The sequence below is a fragment of the Alteromonas sp. ABH4_457 genome, assembly GCF_056160625.1.
In genome coordinates this window covers 75,392-90,147 of the sequence record NZ_JBSWXN010000008.1, presented here as the reverse complement: position 1 = coordinate 90,147, position 14,756 = coordinate 75,392, and the positions used below count along the sequence as shown (strand labels likewise).

Below are 14,756 nucleotides of genomic sequence, written 5' to 3'. Positions count from 1 at the left end.
CACTTAATAACATTTACTCAGATGTTGGGATCACACAACACAAAAACAAGCGCAGTTACATCATTGACACAAATGGTTGGGTAATCACCACTTTTTCCAGCTCATTTCTCGGTACTGCCTTGCTGAAATAAAAGCCCTGCACCTGGTCGCACCCGATAGTTTGCAGGATCCTGAGCACCTGCTCAGTTTCAACTCCTTCGGCGATGGTCCCGATATTCAGACGCTGGCAAGTTTCAATGAGGCTTTTCACCAGTTCCCGCTTATTGACCTCGTAATCGATATTGTCCACCAGCGATTTGTCTAACTTCAGTACGTCCACAGGCAGTTTCGCGAGGTACGACATAGAAGTAAAACCGGCACCAAAATCATCGATGGCGATTTTGACTCCCAGCAACTTTAATTGCCAGAGCAGGCCATTCACGTAATCACAGTTGGTAGCAATAGCGGTTTCCGTAATTTCCAATTCCAGGCATGCAGGGTCCACCGAATAGCGCTCAATTTCGTCTTTTAAGATTTGGACGATCCGGTGGTTTTGCAGCTGTTTGGCCGACACGTTCATGGAGATGCGCTTGATATCAGGGCTGAAACGCATCAATTCAGAGGCACTGCGTACACTCTGGCGCAACACCCACTCGCCAATGGCTTCAATCTGACCGTCGAGTTCAGCCAGACGGACAAACTCTGCAGGCGGCACCCAGCCAAGATGATGATGCTGCCAGCGCAGCAACACTTCAGCACCTTCCACCAACCCGTTTTTCAATGTTACTTTGGGCTGAAAAGCCAGTTTGAACTGATTATTGTCGAGACCATTTTGCACATCAGCACGAATAAATTGCTGACGCTGATAACGCTCTATGGTGCCATCGTCGAGATTGGATACGTGGCTGGAGTGCATTTCCCGTAAAATGGTGAGCTCAAGGTTCTTTATCAGTGTGTTGTAATCTACCGGCGATTTCCCGAGTACACGGAAGCCAACGCCCACCTGGCAATACACTGCCCGTTTATCAATACTGTATGTGCGCTGCAGTTTCCGGCGCAACATGGCACACCAGGACTCAAGTTCTTCTTCATTGGTTTCACGCATCTGAAAGGAGAACAATCCGAATTCATCACAACGTACATGACAGTTACCATCAACAGCATCTTCAATAAGCTGCCCGACCTCACTGACCAGCGCGGCCATAGTATCTTCACCATGACTGTAGGAAACATCATCCATATTCACCAGCTTCACAGCGATAAGCGCAGCGTTGGCATCAATGTTGACCACATTAGGCGCTATCTGAGGCTCACCGGCATCATCTACCTGACGGGTAAGTTCTGCGATGCGTCGTTGCCAGCCATGATTCCGGCGTCCTTTAAAATACTCAAATGCCTGGTCAATTTCATTGATGAGCTGCCCGGCATTCCATGGCTTGGTAAGATATTTATTCGCCAGTCCGTTATTCAGCAAGCCCACCGCCATATCAAAATTGCTTTCTCCGCTCAGCATCAGCGTGATGGTTTGCGGATAAAACTGATTAATATATTTCAGCAGCTCCGCACCGGTCATGCCCGGCATCCTGTGATCTGTAAGTACCACGGCGATATTATTGTTCGCCAGTACCTTCATGGCTTCCTTGCCGTTTTGAGCCGTATGAACGACATAACCTGAGGGACGGACAGCCCGTTTGATTGAACTCAGCACCGCAGGTTCATCATCAACAATCAGCAGCTCCAGTTTGTTCAACCTCGTTACAGCAGCATTAGAACCAGACATGAAATACCTCATTACCGGGGGCCGGAGACCCGGAGTACACGCATCGCATGTACCCGTGTGTTAAAAGCAAAACGCAGGCACGTGACAGTGCCGCTTTTACCTGTAATTATACGATACCATTCCTTTTTACCGTATCTTGTATAAGTACACACTTATAAATTGGTATAATAATTACACAAAAGTAAATTTTCTCTAATCCAGAAAATATAAACACCTTTATTTTCAGAAACTTAAAAATCAAACAAACACTTCAATTGTCACAAATGTCATTTACTATACTTTAGTCTTTATTGTCACTTTAAATTTTCAGTGCTATAAATACAAAGGTCATTATTTGAGCATCTTGCGGAGCAATACTTTATGAAGACGTTAACGTCTGGCGAAATCGCATCTTACTGCGATGTGAATCTCCGAACCGTCATCCGCTGGATTGAAAGCGGAAAACTCAAGGGTTTTAAGTTACCCGGCCGGGGTAACAACCGTGTACTGGTAGACGACTTTATTGAATTTCTCGAACATCACAATATGCCGGTTCCCTCACAATTGCAGGGAGAAGCAACCCCGGGCATTTTGATTGTAGACGACGAACTGCCTGTAGCAAAGTCGATTCAGCGCGTAGCGAGGCGTGCGGGCTACGACACTATGATCGCCACGGGCGGTTTTCAGGCAGGTGTCATGCTCAGCCAACATAACCCGAGACTGATGACACTGGATTTAAGTATGCCGGGTATGGACGGCTACAGTGTTATTCAATTTACCCGCGAGCAGGCAAGATACAAGCGCCTGAAAATCATTGTCATTTCTGCCCTCGACGACAACAGCCTTGAACGGGCACTGGATCTTGGCGCTGACGCGGTACTGTCCAAGCCTTTTTCTAATCATGATCTGACAGAACTGTTAGATAAATTTATGACGGTGTAAGCCCTGTTTGCCTGAGGAGTCTGTCAATGGTGAAACGTTCTGTATTTTTGCATCCCCCGGTGTTAAGTGCGGTACTGTTTGTCGTGATGACATGTGCCTGTCTGGCATCTGAGCATGACGATACACCGGTGACAGAACTCACAACACCTGATTTTTCTGCGATTTACACGGCAAAACTACATAAATCGGAAATACCCGGCTATTTTTATGATGGATGGCAAAAATCCGGGCAAAGCATGGCAGTAGTTAAAGAAGTAAAATACCCGATAAAAGCACCACAAATCCGTGATGCATTACATTTACTCTCCCCTGCCCTGACGCATATTGACGTTCCGACAGGATATCCGGCTTCGCCACCGGGCTTATTCTTTACCTATCGCAGTGCGGGCTAACATGACACAACATGAAAATGGCAAAAGCGCAGATCAACTGCAGCTGGAACTGGAGCAAAAAGACAGGTTGATAGACAGCCTGCAAAAAGATCTCCGCGATGCTCAGCGACAATTGTTACAAGCAGAAAAGATGGCCTCAGTCGGTCAGCTTGCCGCCGGCGTTGCACACGAGATTAATAATCCGGTAGGTTTTGTTTCCAGTAACTTGTCCACTCTGGCTGATTACGTTCATGCTTACCAGGAAGTGATGACGCAGGTTCTTAAGCTGGCAAGTCCGGAAAATACTGAGCAGGACACGATTAAATCGAAACTGGCCAGTGCCATTGAAGAACACGATATCGAATTTATCAGCGAAGATATTCTGGCGCTGGTAGATGAATCTGCCGAAGGGTTGGAGCGTGTCAGTGAAATTGTGCGCGGGCTGCGGTTATTCTCCCGCATAGACTCTGACGACCGGCAGTGGTTTGATATTAACCAGTGCATGCGTACCACATTGAGTATGGTAAATAACAAACTGAAATATATTTGCCAGCAGGAATTACGCCTCGAAGATATACCAAAGGTGTATATAAATGTAGGGAAAATTACTCAAATCTTTACTAACCTGTTAATAAATGCTGGTCAGGCGATTGAATCTACCGGCAAACAAGGGCAAATTATTGTTAAGTCATGGCATGAAGGGGACTATGTTCATATCAGCGTGACTGATTCCGGCTCCGGAATTAAACAGGAGCACCTCGATAAATTGTTTCATCCGTTTTTCACCACCAAGCCTGAGGGGCAAGGTACCGGACTGGGTTTATCGATTTCATTTGGCATTGCCGAAGAACATGGCGGCGAATTGAAAGTCGCCAGTAAAGAAGGCGTAGGCAGCACCTTCACATTAAGTCTGCCGACGACCGGCCCGGAAGATGAGCAGGAGCCGGAATCAGACTGCTAAAGCCGGCAGCAGCAAGCGTGGTTCACAGGAGAATACATGAGCGAGCAGACGCCCACTCAAGAGGAAAAGAAGTACACGATTCTGTTTGTCGATGATGAGCCGAATATTCTTCGGGCGCTGAAGCGTGCCCTGTTCAAAATGAATATAAACATGTTGCTGGCAGAGAGCGGCAAGAAAGCCCTTGAGTTACTGGAAAGCCACACAGTTCACGTTGTGGTATCTGACATGAAGATGCCGCATATGTCAGGCGCAGAATTGCTAGAACAGGTTGCCAAATTATATCCCGACACATTCCGTGTCGTCCTCACCGGTTTCGCAGACATTGATTCAACCATAAAGGCCGTTAACCAGGGCAAAATCCACCGTTATCTTCAGAAACCCTGGGACAATCAGGAATTAATGAATACCCTGGAAGAAGGGCTCGAGCGGGTTAAATTAAAAGACGAAAATGCCCGACTGCAAAAACTGACAAGGCTGCAGAATAAAAAGCTTAAGGACATTAACGCCAATCTAGAACAAACGGTGATTAAGCGGACTAAGCAAATCAAACTGGCGCTTCAGCGCATTGAGAAACACAATCTGGCACTTGAGCAGGTGTTATTCAATGTGATCAGCATCAACCCTGATATAGATGGCAAGTTTGCCATTGAAGTCAGTGAGCTTGCGACCCTTTTAGCAGAGCGTGCCGGATTACCCGCAGAGGAAATTAAACTGATCCGTTATGCCAGCTTAATTTGTGAACTGGGATGTCTCGGTCTGACACCGGCGGATTATGCGCCTCCGTTTAACAAGCTGAACTACGAGCAACAAAAGAATTTTCTGTCGCAAACAAAACAGGCGGCCACTATCCTGGCACCTGCCCAGCATCTGCAACCGATTTCTGACATTATCGAATTACAGTTTGAACACTGGAACGGTTCCGGTTTGTATCACAAGGTGGCGAAAGAGATCCCTGACGGTGCCCGAATTTTATCGATAAGTCGCGACTACTGGCGGTTAATCACCGGACGCCTGACCGAAAAACACATGACACCGAACGAAGCCAAGCAGGAACTTAAGAAACACCGCAACACACGTTATGACGCAACGTATCTGGATATCCTGCTGGAATCACAGGAAATCGGATTGCCTAAGCACATAGACAACACGTTTACTGCCAACGAGCTTACCCCCGGCATGGTACTGGCGGCCAACCTGTACAACGACAGTCATATTCTGATTTTGCCGGAAGGGCATGTATTTACCGAGTCAACGATTGCCAAACTATGTCAGTTCGAAGATGACCACGGCAAGATGTTTGAAATCACGATTAAAGCTGGCCGGCTGGACGTGGGTGAATCAGAAAATCAGGCCGAACCCGAATCAATCTGACGATTCGCGGTAGAGGGGAAACGACAGGGTAAATTCAGTCCCCTCGTTGATTGCGCTTTCCACCGACACAGTGGCGTTATGCGCCTGTAAAATTCCGTGAGAAATCGACAACCCCAGCCCCGTTCCCACTCCGGTGGGCTTGGTAGTGAAAAATGGCGAGAAAATTTTCTGCTGAGTGACCTTATCCATGCCGACGCCAGTATCTTTCACTTTCAGAATAAGACGGTTTTCCGTACTGCTTAAGTCTAGTGATAACACGCCTCCAGCTGGCATAGCATGCGCTGCGTTTATCATCATATTAATCATCACCTGCTCAAGCTGTGAAGCATCCCCCACACAGTAAGGGGTGTCTGTGTGAACATCGACCTGAATCTGATGATGATTATCGAAACGGGTTTTAGTGAGCTTTACGCACCGCTGTATAACATCCTGTAAAGACAACGGCATCATCTTACCTTCGCCCTTCCTGGAAAACGCATATAAATCACTGACTATGTCGCGAATACGATCAATACCACTGACATTAGTTGCTACGATCTCATGGGCATCTTCTAATAAAAATGACAAATCGTATTTGGCTTCCAGTTCCTGCAACACCTCTGAGCAACCAGGTTTAGTTTTCGCCCACTGTGCGATTTCTGCAAACAGTTCTTCAAACGTTTCCACATACTGCACAAGGGTTTCAAGGTTAGAGCGGATGTAACCGATGGGATTATTAATTTCGTGAGCGATACCTGCAGTGAGTTTGCCTAACTCCGACATTTTCTCAGCCTGTACAAGCTGAGCCATGGTTTCTGCCATTCCCCGGGTCATTTCATCAATGCGGGTTTGCGTACTGTCCAGTGTGGTTTTGCGCCGGCATTGCACCATTCCATTCTGAAACCAGCTAACCAGGGGCACAAAAGCATTCAATGCCTCATCACTCAATGGCTTTTCAAGCGCGATGATCAACCACATTTCCGGGTGACCATTGTCAGCAAGCCGCAAACAAATAAAAGGGTCGTCATCTCCGTCGTAAAGAAATGTGTCATCAGGATAAGCCGCGTATCGCTTTCTCGCCCGCTCACACAACGCATCAAGTTCAGCATCATCGCCGGACCAGGCTTCTTCTTTGAATACCCGCAATGAGGAAACCAGAGAAAGTTCTTCGAACCAGAAAGGTGTATAGAAGCCGCAGCGGGCCTCAAAATGATTGACCAGCAGCTCAATGTATTTATCCAGCAGAGTGTGCAAAGAGCAGTCCAGGCACAGTACACTTCCCAGCTCTTGCATGAGTATGTGTACAGATTGATTACCGCGCGTGTCATTTACCTGAGGCATACTACTCATATCCCATCGCATAACCCGTTAGACTTTATTTCTTGCTACTTCGTAGTGTAGACAGTTGTTGCATTTTGAGCGAAGAAATTATTCGTGCCAGAATAGCTATATTACTCTTAACGGGCAAATGATTATGAAAACCTTTGATTATATCTGTATTGGTGGTGGCAGTGGCGGGATCGCATCGGCCAACCGGGCAGCAAAGCACGGCAAGAAAGTCGCACTCATTGAAGGTGCTGATATTGGCGGTACCTGTGTAAACGTGGGCTGTGTGCCGAAAAAAGCAATGTGGTTCGGCGCGAACGTGGCAGAAGCCATTCATAAGTATGGCCCTGACTATGGTTTTGATGTCACCGTCAATAACTACAGCTGGGAAGTGATGGTGGCCAACCGTCAGGCGTACATTGAGCGTATCCACGCTTCCTATGATCGCGTGCTTGGTGCCAACGATATTACCGTTATTAAAGGCTTTGCAACATTCGTTGACGATCACACCATTGAAGTAGATGGCGAGCAGTACACCGCAGAACATATCACCATAGCCGTTGGCGGTCGTCCGCGCTTCCCGGATATTCCCGGTGCAGAACACGGCATCGACTCCGACGGCTTCTTTGCCCTGCAAACACAGCCCGAACGGGCAGTGGTTGCAGGAGCCGGCTACATTGGTGTGGAACTGGCGGGCGTACTGCATTCACTGGGCACAAAAACCGATTTGGTTATCCGTCATGGTCAGCCACTTCGTCATTTCGACCCCATGATTGCTGAAACGCTCACGGAAATTATCGACAGCGAAGGCCCTGCCCTGCATAAGTTTTCAGAAATTGAAAAAGTGGAAAAGCAGGATGACGATTCACTGAAAATCACCCTTTCCACCGGTGAAATCATTGAAACCGATGTGCTTATCTGGGCCATTGGCCGGGTACCATCCAGCGACAAGTTGGCGTTGGAAAACACCGGTATCGACACCGACGATAAAGGTTTCATTAAAGTTGATAAATTCCAGAACACCACGGTAGATGGCGTGTACTGTGTGGGCGACGTTACCGGCCATGCAGAGTTGACGCCGGTTGCCATTAAAGCCGGACGTTTGCTCAGTGAACGCTTGTTCAATGGCCAAAGCGATGCGCACCTGGATTACAATCTCATCCCAACCGTCGTATTCAGCCATCCGCCAATAGGCACTGTGGGAATGACAGAGCCGGAAGCAGAAGAAGCCTACGGTAAGGAAAATCTGAAGATTTACACATCATCGTTTGCCGCCATGTACACGGCAGTCACCAAACACCGTCAGGCTACGAAAATGAAGCTTATATGCGCCGGTGAAGAGGAACGGGTGGTTGGCCTGCACGGTATAGGAATGGGCATGGATGAAATTCTGCAGGGTTTTGCTGTCGCCATGAAGATGGGCGCAACCAAAGCCGATTTCGACAGCTGTATTGCGATTCACCCCACCAGCGCCGAAGAGTTTGTCACCATGACCTGATTTGCGTGCCGAATAAACGAGAAAAGCCGGTTTCCATAAACCGGCTTTTCTGTTCAGATGACCTGTATCACCCTTCCACTTCCTCAACATAATCCCACATTTGCTGTAGTTGCTCGCTGAAGCCATTATTCAGCAGTGGGAAGCGGTGGAAGGTTTTCGGATCCAGCGATACCTGTTCGATGTGGAAACCGGCGCGGGTGCCGTAGCGTTTCCACGGATTACGGCAGAACAGTCTGAACCAGCGCTCAACATAAACAGCCAACTGGCGCATGTCGTGTTCTTTGTCGAAGCCGTTGAGCATCAGTTCCACCAGAATGCTCTTTGGCCACATCTGGCGGGCCAGGTAGCAATCCATGATGAAGTCGCATACCACGTAAGGCATCAGATCCGCTTCATCGGTCTGCTCTTCCGGGCGCAGTTCCGCAGTAGGCTGCTGTACGTTCACGCGGTGCATTTCTTTCAGTTGATGACGGGCACTTTTACCGTCAACAGACAGCGGCAGTCCCACTTCTTCCAACCAGCGATTCACCTTACGGATAGTGGTTTTGTTGATACCGGCAATCACAGAAATCACACCGGACGTATCACCATCCATGGTGGCGTAACCCAGTGCTGATTCAGACAAGTTAGAAGTCGCAATCAGCAATTTGTTCTCACGGTTCGCCAGCATCCATACACCCGGACTACGACTGCGGGCCTGAATGTTTTGCATGGCGATATCGTCGGTTTTCCAGCTTAGCGGCCGGTCCGGATATAACCCATTTACCAGCGAGTGATATTGCTGTACCACCGGTTCGATATTCCAGCTATGGAAAGTTGCACCAATTTCTTCCGCCAGATATTTCGCTGCGTTGAACGTGGTTTCAGAGGAGTTATCTGTGCCCTGATATAAGCACAGCAACACCTTCGGCATGGCCTTTTCTTTCAGCCAGGCAATTTTATCTTCGCCCGGCGCGATGGCGTCTATTTTCGCAGCTAACCCTTTCGGCAAGGTCGCCAGGTAATCGTGTACGCCGAGTTGTTCCAGCGCCACGAAATGCGACACATACACCGAAGCCGCCACCAGCGCGGAATCCGCACCGCCGGACAAACTCACCACGTAACCGTCGGTGTGAGTACGGGTAGTCCAGTCCCACAAGCCATTGCCCAGCGCATAGCAGATTTCGGTGTAGGCGTAGTCATCACCACTGAGTGCATCCCAGAATACCGGCAGCTCGTCTTTGGCGGAATCTACGCGGTCGTTACTGCGTGCAGCCAGCACGGCATCGTTAGGCAGGGTGAGTGACAGTTCGATATCCACCACATTAGTGTCGTCAATATCGATGGTTTCAGAACTGATAACGCGGGAAACACGGTTGGCACTAACATTCACCAGCGTCTGGTTCATCACCACGTCGCGCACGTTGAAGCGGTCACCACGGGAAACCACTTTACCTTCTGAAGCAATCAGTGAACCGCCGTCGAAAATGCTGGTACCGTTTTCCGTTCCGGCTAAGTTAGCATAGGCGTACACCACGCCAAAGGCACGGGAGCCTTCTTTAATAAACTGCTCGCGGATAAAATTTTTGCCTACCGCGAAGTGAGAGGCACTGGGGTTTAATAATACATCCACGTTACGATGATAGAGATCACGCCCCGGACGGTTTGCCACCCAGGCGTCTTCGCAGGTTTCCACGCCAATACGCAGGCCACCGGCATTCACGACCACATCGCCAAAGGGCACGTTGAAAGTCGGATGATTTACCACCCTGCCCCGTGGCCAGGCTTCAAACCAGCGCGGCTCATAGTGCAAGCCATTACGGGCCAGATATTGTTTACAGGCAAAACCGTGCAGGCCATCTGCACTGATAAACGCCGTGGTGTTATACACCTGACCGCCCGGAAACATCACCGGCATGCCCATAGCAATAAGCATGTTGCCGGCGTGTTCGCGCTCATGGGCCAGTGCCTGATAGCCGGCGAGCACATCGTTCAGCGCAGCTTCCGTCGCCTGGTTAAATTCCTGGTAACTGAAATTGTCTTCACACCCGTAGCCTGTCAGTGCAAGTTCAGGCATAAGCAGGATATTGATATGGGCGTCCATTGAACGCTCAACAGCGCTGAGGATTCGGGACACATTGCCCTTAAAGTCGAAAGGAATTTGACGCAGCGCTGCTGTGCCGATTCGGGTGTAATTTGCCATAGGTGATCTTATGCCCAGTCTACTTCGAATACCTTTTTCAGGTAGCTTACAAATTCAGGATCTTCGCAAAGGTTTTTACCCGGCGCATCAGATATTTTCGCCACCGGCTTACCGTTAACCCGTACCAGTTTCATCACGATATTCAGTGGCGTCACGCCGCGAACATCGTTAGACAAAAAGGTACCAATCCCGAATGATGTTTTGATTCGCCCGCGGAACCGCAAAAACAGCGTTACCATGGTTTTAAAATCCAGCCCGTCACTGAAAATAATGGTTTTCGTTCGCGGATCAATATGCAAATTCTCATACATGCGAATCGCCTTTTCCCCGAATTCTATCGGATCACCGGAGTCATGTCTTAAACCATCGAACAGTTTTGCAAAGTACAAATCGAAATCACGGACGAAAGCGTCCATACCAATGGTATCGGTTAACGCGTAACCCAGCTGGCCACGGAACTCCTTCACCCAGGCTTCAAGGGTGTGCTTTTGTGAATTCACCAGCTGCACGCCAACTTGCTGGGACAACATAAAAATTTCATGGGCCATGGTACCGATTGGCAAAATGTCGAACTCTTTCGCCAGATGCATATTCGATGTACCGGTAAGAAATTGCGGCACCATGCTTTTCAGCATATCAATAACAGTAAGCTGTGCTTCATAGCTGAAGCGACGACGGGTACCAAACTCAGCAATGGATAAACCGGACAAATCGTGCTTTTCATGCTGTTCTTTCAGCCATTTCACCTTCTCGAATAAAGGCTGACGCACATCCTCGTAGGTTTTGTTTGGGTAGTTCCGGCGGTTGTACACTTCTGCCACGGTAGACAATACTGGCATCTCAAAGTTATGTACGTGCATCAGGGGGCCTTTCGCACGAATCGACAACTGACCGTCTTCTTCTGAAAAATGTAAAAAGCGTGTCTGATAAGACCACATTCGAAGCCACTCAATGAAGTCTTTCGTGTACCAGGGGATGGATTCCAGCCAGCTTATCTGGTCCGGCGTAAACCGGAGGCCGTCGAGCTTTTCCAGCTCCTGTTGAATTTCAGCCCGGTATGGACGTAAATCCACATCGCTGCGCACCACAAACCGGTATTCCACATCTTCAACATATGGAAACTGGTGCATAAAACACTGCCACATGTTCATTTTGTAGAAGTCGTTATCTAACGCAGAGAAGTTTAAGTGTTCCTTAAACAGAGAATTTCGGGACATGGGTTTGTTTCTTAGTGGATTATGCAGCAAGGGCCTTTTTGACATCGTCGATGGTAGCGGCGATGACAACTCCTGATTCTTTAAGAGATTGAATTTGGGTGTCGATACCGTCAGGCGCAATGCCCCGGCACGCATCAAGGTGCAATATGACAGTAAACCGGCCTGTATTTTGTAGCTGACGGGCGGTAGTAGCGACACAGAAATCTGTCGCCAGGCCACCTACAATTACTGTTGTCACGTCATTACAGCGTAAGTACTCGATTAACCCTGTGGACAGCTTTTCAGCCAGGTCATGGTAACAGGCGCCATAGGGATGAAGGTCGGGAGCCACGCCTTTCCAGACGAAAAAATCGTACTCTGTGGGCGCAGGTAAACCGTCAAGCAGCTCAAAGCCTTTTGTTCCCGGCTTGCAGTGCATTTTAAATGTGCAATCGGTATTCGGATGCTCCAGCGGTTGAAACTGTTCATCGTCGTTCTCCACCCGGAACAAGGCTGCATCACAATGAGAATCGCTGGAACCCACAATGAAATCCGCCAGTGCATTTTGCGCCAGCAACGCCGGTACGATCTCATCTCCGCCCGGAACAGGCAGTTCATCGGGGCATAAAGGGGTAAACCCTTTTTGCGGATCAACGTTAACGGATGCAATTGTCATCAATAAGCTCCTCACTTTTTAAAGAGTATTCTATCAATACCCTTTAAAGTCAATCAAAATTTAATCAATCACTACCTAACCTATTTGGAGTCTTTTAAGTCGTGGTTTTATTTGCCTTTCTGGTAACTAATGAGTATTTTAAAAACACTCATTAAGAAGGTATTCAATATGAAAGTAGCGGTGTTTGGTTCAGCGTTTAATCCGCCCACAAAGGGGCATGCTGATGCGATTGAATCGATTCTGGCACATGCAAATCACTATGAACGGGTAGTGCTCATCCCTTCTTTTTGCCACGCATTCGCGAAAAACATGATTGATTACAGTCACAGGGTTGCCATGCTGAATGCGTTCGTGAGTGATCTTCAGGATGACCGTATACATGCCCTGCCCGTTGAGCATCTCATCAGTGACGGTGAAAGCCCTGTGTACACCTACGATGTACTGTCTTACTTACACAATACGCAGTTTAGCGGCGATCAGCTTACTTTCGTCATCGGGCCGGATAACAAAGCAAACTGGCCGAAGTTTTATAAAGCGCAGGAAATTGAAGAAAAGTGGCATGTTCTGGTGGTACCTGAACGGCAATCTATCCGTTCAACCATGGTCCGTGAGGCGCTGGCAGAGGGGAATGCCGCAACATCGCTGATAACCCCTTCCGTGGCTGACTACATCAACAGGCATCAGTTATATGCGTGAAACTGCTTACCCGACCCCGGTGTGTACCATTGACGCCATTTTATTGCGTATCCGTGCTGATAAGCTGGAAGTTGCCCTGATCCGCCGCCCTGCTGATGCGCGGGTATATGCCAACGTATTAGCATTGCCGGGCGGATTTGTTCATACCGACAAGGATCAGACACTCAACGACACACTCCTTCGCAATTTGCAGTCAAAGGTGGGCCTGAGCCCGTCTTATATCGCTAAACTGGAATTTGAGGGTAACATCAGCCGGGATCCGGAGGGATGGAGTATTACCTGTCCTTATTTGTGTCTGGTGGACGACTCTGCGCCGTGTCTTGAGCATGTTCACTGGCATGATGTCAGCGATTTTCTGCGTGATTCACCCTCACTGACACTGCCGTTTGACCATCAGCAACTTATACAGAAAGCCTTTCAACGGCTTTATCACCGCGCAAAATACAGCACCGAACCCAATTACTTTTTCAAGAATCCGTTTACCCTCTCAGAATTGCAAACGGTGTATGAAATCGTGCTTGGCAAACCCCTGCACAAAAAGAACTTCAGAGACCGGATTGAAGAAAGTATGTCAGTGGAAGAAACCGGTGACAGTAAAATTGTCAAACGAAGCCGGGCCAAACTTTACACCCACAAACACCCGTTAAAGCCCCACTTTTTCTCCCGGGTCATGCAAGGTGCGTTTGATTAACGGGTTTACAGTAAAAACGCTTTTAAAAACTAGAGCCATTCATCCACATCCTGACTACCAATGATTGCCATAATCTCAACCATGCTTTCTGCAATTCTGAAGTAAATAGTGTCAGACCGGAATACATAACGGCGATAACCGGTACGGATATGATTCACCAATGGAAAGCGGAAAGGATCTTCTGAAATTCTTCCGAAAGCCTTATGCATTTTCCAAAAATAATCTTCCGCCAATTCTTGTCCGAACGTCGCAACGCCGTATACATATATTCTGTACAGATCTTCTTTTGCGTTTTCGGAAAGTACATAGTTCACGGCTCTTCAGATTGCCTCTTTTTGAATTCTTCAAGCATATCGGCCGGAGATTGATAACTAACCCCGCTCTTCTCCGCTATCGCCAGGCGGTGATTTATGATTTCAGCCCGCCTCGCCCGGCGAATGAGATCATTCACAAGTTCACTTTTATTCGCGTATTCACCCGCTTCCTCCACTTGCTGCCTGAGCCAGGCATCGTTTTTTTCGGTTAAAGTGATACTTTGCCGGGGCATAGTTATTCTCCTGTAAAAAGCAACTGGTGCAATTTTACACCACTTCAATTGCTTTCTGCCAATAACTGTCAGTAATATCCCACATCAATAATGTCTGTTCACCTGAACTCAAATACAGAACCACTTTTTGATTAATTTTTAAGATTAAGTCTATCAATTAGTCCCGTTACGCACTTTCTGAAATACCGCGCATAATACATTCATTAAATTTAATGGAGAGTTATATTATGAGAGCGGGTATTTCAACTGTCGCTGTGTTGTTCGCTGTTGCGTTTGTTGCAACCTATGTTCTGACTGCAAACCTGGTGATGAGCGGTTTTTCAGCCTTAATGGTGTCATTTTTTCATTTGTGCATCCGCTGGATCCTCACTGAACTGGACCCTTCTTCCGCATCGCTTTAGGTCTGTCTCAGTTTGCGGGTCGTTGTCGTAAACCTCCAGATACGATGAATAACCTCTTTAGTAAAACCATCCGCTTTGCAAATCCGGTAAGCCGTGTCGTATGCTTCTGAACGGGAAACGGGCTGTTCGCCGGCATTGATACCAGCCAGCCGCATAACACACAACAAGTACCTTTACCGGA

At 48.0% G+C, this 14,756-nt stretch carries 15 protein-coding genes; 8 read left to right on the top strand and 7 right to left on the bottom strand.

Translation table 11 applies throughout. The features are described 5' to 3' along the window. Window positions 1–55: 55 nt before the first annotated feature. Window positions 56–1,759: a two-component system response regulator gene (locus tag ACXAGR_RS20335; RefSeq protein ID WP_474852236.1), complete on the bottom strand. Its 1,704-nt coding sequence runs from the start codon at window positions 1,757–1,759 to the stop codon at window positions 56–58. A 360-nt stretch (window positions 1,760–2,119) separates the two neighbouring features. Between ACXAGR_RS20335 and ACXAGR_RS20330 the strand changes: the two genes are divergently transcribed. The 4 genes from ACXAGR_RS20330 to nosR are packed head-to-tail and all read left to right on the top strand — an operon-like array spanning window position 2,120 to window position 5,383. Beyond that, a complete protein-coding gene (locus tag ACXAGR_RS20330; RefSeq protein WP_119499978.1) occupies window positions 2,120–2,680 on the top strand; it encodes a response regulator in 561 nt (186 codons plus the stop codon). Window positions 2,681–2,706: 26 nt separating this feature from the next. Continuing rightward, window positions 2,707–3,072, top strand: coding sequence for a hypothetical protein (locus ACXAGR_RS20325; protein ID WP_474852234.1), 366 nt, complete (start codon window positions 2,707–2,709; stop codon window positions 3,070–3,072). Window position 3,073: 1 nt separating this feature from the next. Next, window positions 3,074–4,012 carry a sensor histidine kinase gene (locus ACXAGR_RS20320; protein ID WP_303573862.1) on the top strand — a complete coding sequence of 313 codons (939 nt, stop codon included), beginning with the start codon at window positions 3,074–3,076 and terminating at the stop codon, window positions 4,010–4,012. A gap of 36 nt (window positions 4,013–4,048) precedes the next feature. Further along, window positions 4,049–5,383, top strand: coding sequence for a response regulator c-di-GMP phosphodiesterase, NosR family (gene nosR, locus ACXAGR_RS20315; protein WP_474845231.1), 1,335 nt, complete (start codon window positions 4,049–4,051; stop codon window positions 5,381–5,383). Here nosR and ACXAGR_RS20310 read toward each other — a convergent pair. Then, complete coding sequence (locus ACXAGR_RS20310) at window positions 5,375–6,712, bottom strand: sensor histidine kinase (RefSeq protein ID WP_474852232.1); 1,338 nt, start codon at window positions 6,710–6,712, stop codon at window positions 5,375–5,377. The genes nosR and ACXAGR_RS20310 overlap by 9 nt on opposite strands. 124 nt (window positions 6,713–6,836) lie before the next feature. On the opposite strand from ACXAGR_RS20310, the gene gorA reads away from it, so the two are divergent. After that, on the top strand, window positions 6,837–8,186 hold the full coding sequence (gorA, locus tag ACXAGR_RS20305; RefSeq protein ID WP_474852230.1) for a glutathione-disulfide reductase: 1,350 nt from the start codon (window positions 6,837–6,839) through the stop codon (window positions 8,184–8,186). Between the two features lie 67 nt (window positions 8,187–8,253). On the opposite strand, the gene nadE is transcribed toward gorA, so the two are convergent. From nadE to ACXAGR_RS20290, 3 genes are read right to left on the bottom strand one after another with little or no spacing between them, the layout of a single operon-like run. Continuing rightward, on the bottom strand, window positions 8,254–10,368 hold the full coding sequence (gene nadE / locus ACXAGR_RS20300) for an NAD(+) synthase (protein WP_474852228.1): 2,115 nt from the start codon (window positions 10,366–10,368) through the stop codon (window positions 8,254–8,256). 8 nt (window positions 10,369–10,376) lie between these two features. Next, the gene (gene pncB, locus ACXAGR_RS20295; protein WP_474852227.1) at window positions 10,377–11,585 is read right to left on the bottom strand and encodes a nicotinate phosphoribosyltransferase; all 1,209 of its coding nucleotides are present in this window, start codon (window positions 11,583–11,585) and stop codon (window positions 10,377–10,379) included. A 19-nt stretch (window positions 11,586–11,604) separates the two neighbouring features. Next, on the bottom strand, window positions 11,605–12,240 hold the full coding sequence (locus ACXAGR_RS20290) for an isochorismatase family protein (RefSeq protein WP_474845241.1): 636 nt from the start codon (window positions 12,238–12,240) through the stop codon (window positions 11,605–11,607). Between the two features lie 129 nt (window positions 12,241–12,369). Between ACXAGR_RS20290 and ACXAGR_RS20285 the strand changes: the two genes are divergently transcribed. Together ACXAGR_RS20285 and ACXAGR_RS20280 are read left to right on the top strand one after the other, a co-directional pair. Beyond that, entirely contained in the window at window positions 12,370–12,936 is a 567-nt protein-coding gene (locus tag ACXAGR_RS20285; protein WP_474845243.1) for a nicotinate-nicotinamide nucleotide adenylyltransferase, read from the top strand. Next, a complete protein-coding gene (locus ACXAGR_RS20280; RefSeq protein ID WP_474845245.1) occupies window positions 12,929–13,627 on the top strand; it encodes an NUDIX hydrolase in 699 nt (232 codons plus the stop codon). Before ACXAGR_RS20285 ends, ACXAGR_RS20280 begins: the two co-directional genes overlap by 8 nt. Before the next feature lie 29 nt (window positions 13,628–13,656). Here ACXAGR_RS20280 and ACXAGR_RS20275 read toward each other — a convergent pair whose 3' ends face one another. Together ACXAGR_RS20275 and ACXAGR_RS20270 are read right to left on the bottom strand one after the other, a co-directional pair. Continuing rightward, window positions 13,657–13,941, bottom strand: a complete 285-nt coding sequence (locus ACXAGR_RS20275; RefSeq protein ID WP_474852224.1) for a type II toxin-antitoxin system RelE/ParE family toxin — start codon at window positions 13,939–13,941, stop codon at window positions 13,657–13,659. Then, window positions 13,938–14,174: a ribbon-helix-helix domain-containing protein gene (locus ACXAGR_RS20270; RefSeq protein WP_474852222.1), complete on the bottom strand. Its 237-nt coding sequence runs from the start codon at window positions 14,172–14,174 to the stop codon at window positions 13,938–13,940. The genes ACXAGR_RS20275 and ACXAGR_RS20270 overlap by 4 nt, the downstream gene beginning before the upstream one ends. A gap of 227 nt (window positions 14,175–14,401) precedes the next feature. Between ACXAGR_RS20270 and ACXAGR_RS20265 the strand changes: the two genes are divergently transcribed. Beyond that, window positions 14,402–14,575, top strand: a complete 174-nt coding sequence (locus tag ACXAGR_RS20265; RefSeq protein WP_161599083.1) for a hypothetical protein — start codon at window positions 14,402–14,404, stop codon at window positions 14,573–14,575. Window positions 14,576–14,756: the final 181 nt, after the last annotated feature.

What these genes read in the sequence shown, in the direction of transcription:
- ACXAGR_RS20335 (WP_474852236.1), bottom strand. Translation starts at nt 1,759, where the DNA reads ATGTCTGGTTCTAATGCTGCTGTAACGAGGTTGAACAAACTGGAGCTG.
- ACXAGR_RS20330 (WP_119499978.1), top strand. Translation starts at nt 2,120, where the DNA reads ATGAAGACGTTAACGTCTGGCGAAATCGCATCTTACTGCGATGTGAAT.
- ACXAGR_RS20325 (WP_474852234.1), top strand. Translation starts at nt 2,707, where the DNA reads ATGGTGAAACGTTCTGTATTTTTGCATCCCCCGGTGTTAAGTGCGGTA.
- ACXAGR_RS20320 (WP_303573862.1), top strand. Translation starts at nt 3,074, where the DNA reads ATGACACAACATGAAAATGGCAAAAGCGCAGATCAACTGCAGCTGGAA.
- nosR (WP_474845231.1), top strand. Translation starts at nt 4,049, where the DNA reads ATGAGCGAGCAGACGCCCACTCAAGAGGAAAAGAAGTACACGATTCTG.
- ACXAGR_RS20310 (WP_474852232.1), bottom strand. Translation starts at nt 6,712, where the DNA reads ATGAGTAGTATGCCTCAGGTAAATGACACGCGCGGTAATCAATCTGTA.
- gorA (WP_474852230.1), top strand. Translation starts at nt 6,837, where the DNA reads ATGAAAACCTTTGATTATATCTGTATTGGTGGTGGCAGTGGCGGGATC.
- nadE (WP_474852228.1), bottom strand. Translation starts at nt 10,368, where the DNA reads ATGGCAAATTACACCCGAATCGGCACAGCAGCGCTGCGTCAAATTCCT.
- pncB (WP_474852227.1), bottom strand. Translation starts at nt 11,585, where the DNA reads ATGTCCCGAAATTCTCTGTTTAAGGAACACTTAAACTTCTCTGCGTTA.
- ACXAGR_RS20290 (WP_474845241.1), bottom strand. Translation starts at nt 12,240, where the DNA reads ATGACAATTGCATCCGTTAACGTTGATCCGCAAAAAGGGTTTACCCCT.
- ACXAGR_RS20285 (WP_474845243.1), top strand. Translation starts at nt 12,370, where the DNA reads ATGAGTATTTTAAAAACACTCATTAAGAAGGTATTCAATATGAAAGTA.
- ACXAGR_RS20280 (WP_474845245.1), top strand. Translation starts at nt 12,929, where the DNA reads ATGCGTGAAACTGCTTACCCGACCCCGGTGTGTACCATTGACGCCATT.
- ACXAGR_RS20270 (WP_474852222.1), bottom strand. Translation starts at nt 14,174, where the DNA reads ATGCCCCGGCAAAGTATCACTTTAACCGAAAAAAACGATGCCTGGCTC.
- ACXAGR_RS20265 (WP_161599083.1), top strand. Translation starts at nt 14,402, where the DNA reads ATGAGAGCGGGTATTTCAACTGTCGCTGTGTTGTTCGCTGTTGCGTTT.